Raw genomic sequence first — 4,065 nt, 5'->3', positions numbered from 1 at the left:
AGGACGACCCGCCCCCCAGCCGGTCCGGGCCGTCGGGGACGCACAGCAGGGGCGTGGTGCGCGGCCGTCCGCTCTTGCGGCCCTTGACGGTGAGCACGGTGTTGGGCAACCCGGCCAGGTCGAGCAGTCCGAGGCGCCCTCGGCTGAGGCGGTGCAGCCTCCGGTCGAGCCAGGTGATCTGGGGGAGGAGCCGGGGCAACCACGGGAGGGCCCCGATACGTACGGCGAGCGGTGTGAACAGGCCCATGTCCGCATCGTAGGCGCCTGCCGCCGGATTCGGGAGACCCCGTGCGGACCACGGGCCGAGCGGTCCGGTCGACCCCGTGGTGGTGGGATCGCGCGGGCTGGGCGCGGCGCGGTCGGTGCTGGGGGCATCGGTGAGCGTCCGTCCGGCGTCCCGCGCGAAGTGTCCCGGTGGCGGTCCTGCTCAGGCACCCCCGCCCCCGCTGAGGGGCCAACGTCCACCCCGACCGGTGGTAACACGCTCCCAACTGGTGTGATGTCCGTCGGGCACGGGAACTCCGCCGTGCCCGGCGGAGTTCCTCCTACGAAGGAACACGCCGATACCCGGACCAAGGGCCTCGGCACCAACGCCCGGTTCTCCCGGCCGTTCGGGCCCCGCCGCCGTTCCCTCACCTCTCCCCCATCACCCGAGGAACCCGATGCCCCAGCTGCACCCCGACCTGTCCGCTGCCCGATTCCTGCCGACGCCGACCTTCGGCCCGCGCACGGCACAGCTGGCACGGCGGCTCACCGAACGCATGCGGCCGGTCCGGGCACCCTCCGACCTCCTCATCGAGGAGCACACCGCACCGGGGCCCGAGGGCGCGCCGCCGCTCGACCTCCGGGTCTACCGGCCACGGTCACTGGAGGGCCCCTCACCCGCGTTGCTGTGGAGCCACGGCGGCGGCTACCTGTTCGGCAGCCCGATCCAGGACGAGAAGGGCAGCATCGAGTTCGCCCGCGAGCTGGGCGCCACCGTGGTCGCGCTCCGCTACCGCAAGGCGCCCCAGCACACCGCCCCCGCACCGGTCGAGGACGCTCTCGCGGCGCTGTCCTGGATGGTCGAACAGGCCGGGCCGCTGGGGATCGACCCCGACCGCGTCGCGATCGGCGGGGCCAGCGCGGGCGGCGGAGTCACGGCCGCACTGGCCCAGATGAGCCTGGACCGGGGCGGTCCCCGCCCCCTGTTCCAGCTGCTCGTCTACCCGATGCTCGACGACCGCACCGCGCTGCGCGCCGACCTGGAGGGACTCGACGTGCGCATGTGGTCGGTGGCCAGCAACCGGTTCGCCTGGGGGGCGTATCTCGGTACCGACCCCGGGGACACGGGGATCTCCCCCTACGCGGCTCCGGCCCGTCGCGACGACCTGTCCGGGCTGCCCCCGGCCTGGATCGGGGTGGGCACGCTGGACCTGTTCCACGACGAGGACCTCGCCTACGCCGGACGACTCCGCGAGGCGGGTGTTCCCTGCGCGACGACCGTGGTCCCGGGGGCCTTCCACGGGTTCGACACGTACCTTCCGCACGCGGAGGTGGTCCGGGAGTTCCGCCGCGAACAGGTCGCGGTGCTGCGCGCGGCCTTCGGGTGAGCACCTCCGAAACCGCCGTTCCGGCGAACATCCGCTTCCAAAGGGACTCGATACATCATTGAATGATGGCGCCACAGGGGGCTTTTCGTGAATTCTGCTGGCCGGTCCCGGTCAACAGAATTCCTCGTTTCACCCTTTGCGCGCGACCGGCTTTCGTGTTTTTCATTAACTGGCAAGTAACCACGCCGAACACGAAGGACGGCCATGACGCCTATCCCCCACTCCGGAATGGACAGACGCGCACTCCTGAGGACGGCGGCCCTCACCTCGGGAGCCGCGGTCCTCGGCGGGTCCCTCGGCGCCCTGGGCGCCGGTGGCGCCTCCGCCGAGACCGTCGACCCCGCCGCCCAGGCAGCGCCCGAACTGTACTGGCGCGGCGCCTGGAACGCGCGTCCGCCGAGCAGCCCCATCCAGGTCCTGGCCACTCCGCCGCAGTACATCGTGGTCCACCACACCGCGACGGCCAACAGCACGAACTACACGCTCGACCACGCCCTGAACCTGTCCAAGTCGATCCAGAACTACCACATGGACAGCAACGGCTGGATCGACACCGGTCAGCAGCTCACCATCAGCCGTGGCGGCTTCCTCATGGAGGGACGCGACCGCACCCCCGAGTCGATCGCGGCCCGCCAGCACGTGGTGGGCACGCACGTGGCGAACAACAACAGCACGTGCATCGGCATCGAGAACGAGGGCACCTACATGACCCAGGGCCCGACCCAGGCCCTGACGAACACGCTGGTCGACACCCTGGCCTGGCTGTGCGGGGCGTACGGCCTCAACCCGGGCAGCGCGATCCGCGGACACCGGGACTTCAACGCCACCGCCTGCCCCGGAGACGTGCTGTACTCCATGCTCCCCGAGCTGCGCAACAGGGTCGCCTCGACCATGCGGGCCCAGGGCATCCCCGTCGCCGCCGCCCCCGCGACGACCGAGAACGGGCCGACCTTCCCGCCGGTCCCCGACGACGAGCCCGACCACGAGTTCTACCACGGCCCGCTCCGGGGCCCGGACGACTTCTCGCGCTGACGTCCACGGAGAGGACACCACCCCGTTCGTTGTCGCTCTCACCCCTCCCACGGCGCCCACCAGGCATGTCGTCGAACGCGGAGAGTGATCTGGTCAATACAATCTGCCGTGACCCCTGCCCGCGCGGTGAGCCCGCGCTGGCGGCGACGACCCGAGGAGCACGGAATGCGGCCGACGAAGGTAGCCGACTGGGACGACCTCGAACCGCTCCGCCCCGCCCACGCGCGGGTCTCCAACGTGGACCTGGCCGTGATCCGTCTGCCAGCGGCCTCCGTGGCTCCCGAGGCCGAATCCACCGGCTCCAGAGCCCCCGGTCCCGAGACCGCCGGCGCCGGGGACGAGGTACGGGTCCTGTACGGGCGCTGCCAGCACCGGGGCGCGCTCATGTCCGACGCCACCGTCGAGGACGACAACCGTCTGGTCTGCGGTGTCCACGGCTCCGTCTACGACGCGCGCAGCGGCGTCAACCTGTACTACGAGGGCGAGGACCTGGAGAGGTTCCAGGCCTGGGTGGAGGACGGCGCGGTGCGGGTCGACGAGGACGAGATCCGCGCCTGGGAACGGGACCACCCGCAGAACTACGACCGCTCCGCCTACCAGGGTTCCTACGCCGACTTCACGGGAACCCCGGACGAACCGTTCAACGACCGCATCCACCAGCTGGCCGAGGAGGGGCTCTCCCGGGTGGGCCACCACGGCGAGGTGGCGGCGATGGGTGTTCCCCGCCACGAACTCCCCTCCTGGGACGACCTCCAGATCGTCACGGCCGAGCTCCACACGCCCCCGCTGCTCGACGACGATCCGGTGGGAACCAGCGTGGTGATCGGCCCCAACGCCCGCCGTCCCCTGGTCCTGGACATCCCGCTCCTGGTCTCGGACATGAGCTTCGGGGCGCTCTCCGCCGAGGCCAAGACCGCGCTGTCCATGGGCGCCGAGCTGGCGGGCACCGGCATCTGCTCCGGTGAGGGCGGGATGCTCCCTGAAGAGCAGGAGGCCAACGGCCGGTACTTCTACGAACTCGCCTCGGCGCGCTTCGGCTACTCGATGGACAGGGTCGCGCGCTGCCAGGCCTTCCACTTCAAGGGCGGCCAGGCCGCCAAGACCGGGACCGGCGGGCACCTGCCGGGCGACAAGGTGAGCGGGCGCATCGCCGAGGTGCGTGAACTCCCGGAGGGGCGGACGGCGATCTCCCCGGCCCGCTTCCCGGACCTCGTCTCCGTCGCCGACTTCCGCCGGGTGGCCGCCGAGGTCCGTGAGGCCACCGGGGGCATCCCCATCGGGTTCAAACTGTCCGCGCAGCACATCGAACGCGACCTGGACGCGGCGCTCCGGATCGGGGTGGACTACGTGATCCTGGACGGCCGGGGCGGTGGCACCGGGGCCGCTCCCCTGCTGTTCCGCGAGAACATCTCGGTGCCGACCATCCCCGCGCTGGCCCGTG

At 71.5% G+C, this 4,065-nt stretch carries 4 protein-coding genes; 3 read left to right on the top strand and 1 reads right to left on the bottom strand.

The window, feature by feature from the left end:
- Positions 1-247, bottom strand: a 247-nt coding sequence (locus D452_RS0117025) for a nitroreductase/quinone reductase family protein (protein ID WP_017545355.1), incomplete at its 3' end; no start/stop codon positions are given.
- Between the two features lie 415 nt (positions 248-662).
- Between D452_RS0117025 and D452_RS0117020 the strand changes: the two genes are divergently transcribed.
- From D452_RS0117020 to D452_RS0117010, 3 genes are all read left to right on the top strand, one after another.
- A complete protein-coding gene (locus D452_RS0117020; RefSeq protein WP_017545354.1) occupies positions 663-1,592 on the top strand; it encodes an alpha/beta hydrolase in 930 nt (309 codons plus the stop codon).
- Positions 1,593-1,796: 204 nt separating this feature from the next.
- The gene (locus D452_RS0117015) at positions 1,797-2,624 is read left to right on the top strand and encodes a peptidoglycan recognition protein family protein (RefSeq protein ID WP_026129405.1); all 828 of its coding nucleotides are present in this window, start codon (positions 1,797-1,799) and stop codon (positions 2,622-2,624) included.
- Positions 2,625-2,789: 165 nt separating this feature from the next.
- Positions 2,790-4,065: glutamate synthase-related protein (locus D452_RS0117010; protein WP_017545352.1), on the top strand; the 1,276-nt coding region annotated here is incomplete at its 3' end.

It is taken from the genome of Nocardiopsis prasina DSM 43845 (genome assembly GCF_000341265.1).
In the GTDB taxonomy this organism is placed as follows: domain Bacteria; phylum Actinomycetota; class Actinomycetes; order Streptosporangiales; family Streptosporangiaceae; genus Nocardiopsis; species Nocardiopsis prasina.
This window is presented reverse-complemented; position numbering and strand designations above follow the sequence as displayed.

Coding starts and splice junctions, on each gene's coding strand:
- D452_RS0117015 (WP_026129405.1), top strand. CDS start 1,797: ATGACGCCTATCCCCCACTCCGGAATGGACAGACGCGCACTCCTGAGG.
- D452_RS0117020 (WP_017545354.1), top strand. CDS start 663: ATGCCCCAGCTGCACCCCGACCTGTCCGCTGCCCGATTCCTGCCGACG.